Below are 971 nucleotides of genomic sequence, written 5' to 3' on the forward strand. Positions count from 1 at the left end.
TCGTACAGATGTCGCGGACGGAGAGTCCGGCGCGGAGCATGGCAAGGAGGGTTTCCCGGTCGGCGAGTTCGGGGTAGTGGTACCATCTCACGCTGTTTCCCTCCGGAGAATTACGGGGCGGGCGGGTTTCTGGTCCGTGAGGAGATAGGGTTCGAGTTCGGCGGGGCTGAGGATTCCGGCGAGGTCGCTGATGGTGACGATGGTGAGAGATTCGGTACGGGCCGGGTCGGTGTTCCGGCAAAGGGTATAGAGTTCAGTTCTGCCGAGGATGTGTTCTGCGTCGGTCGCCCGGAGATGTGCGGTGCGGGTGTAAGCTGCCGGGAGTTCGCGCCGGAGCCGGCCGGTGTCTACGCGCCGGACGGGGATGACGGGAAACCGGAGTTCGTAGTCGGGGCTGGTGAGGTTTCCTGTGGTGATTTCGCTGACGGCGGTGTGATATTGTTGGTTGAAGAGCCGGGCGAGTTCGCCTGCTGCGTGTTCGAGCTGGTCTGCCCAGAGGGCACGGGCAAAGGGGTCGGCGGGCCGGGGCCATTTCGGGAGGATGAGGTCGTTGAGGAGGGTTGCGGTGCGGGTCATGGTGGGTCGGTTCTCTGGTGATGTTCGCGTGTTCTGGTGTGGAGGATGAGGTTTACGGCTTTTCTGAGGCGGAAGTACTCTTCGATGGTGCGTTTTTCTGCGGGGTCGGTGAGGACGGCGGTCTGTTTGCAGTGGGGACAGGTGAGGAGGGGTTCGGGGTTTGGGGGTTCGGGCGGTGTCCAGATGCCGAGGGAGAAGGTGCGGCCGCAGCTGGTGCAGGTGTAGTCGGTTATCTGATAGACGGGGTCGGTTTCGGGTGTCATGGGGTGACTCCGGTGTAGGTGCGGTTTCGGATGATGCGGGATACGGTTGCCGGGGAGAGGAGGTATTCTGCGGATAGTTCGCGGATGCTGATGCCGCCTGCGGTGTAGCGCGTGCGAATGGCGCGGACGGTG

General features: G+C 63.0%; 2 protein-coding genes. Both read right to left on the reverse strand.

The window, feature by feature from the left end; translation table 11 throughout:
* Positions 1-87: 87 nt before the first annotated feature.
* Positions 88-576, reverse strand: a complete 489-nt coding sequence (locus O0S10_RS10455; RefSeq protein WP_268925825.1) for a hypothetical protein — start codon at positions 574-576, stop codon at positions 88-90.
* Positions 573-839: an FmdB family zinc ribbon protein gene (locus O0S10_RS10460; protein WP_268925827.1), complete on the reverse strand. Its 267-nt coding sequence runs from the start codon at positions 837-839 to the stop codon at positions 573-575. Before O0S10_RS10460 ends, O0S10_RS10455 begins: the two co-directional genes overlap by 4 nt.
* Positions 840-971: the final 132 nt, after the last annotated feature.

Source organism: Methanocorpusculum petauri (assembly GCF_026891975.1).
Taxonomy (GTDB): domain Archaea; phylum Halobacteriota; class Methanomicrobia; order Methanomicrobiales; family Methanocorpusculaceae; genus Methanocorpusculum; species Methanocorpusculum petauri.

What these genes read in the sequence shown, in the direction of transcription:
- O0S10_RS10455 (WP_268925825.1), bottom strand. Translation starts at nt 576, where the DNA reads ATGACCCGCACCGCAACCCTCCTCAACGACCTCATCCTCCCGAAATGG.
- O0S10_RS10460 (WP_268925827.1), bottom strand. Translation starts at nt 839, where the DNA reads ATGACACCCGAAACCGACCCCGTCTATCAGATAACCGACTACACCTGC.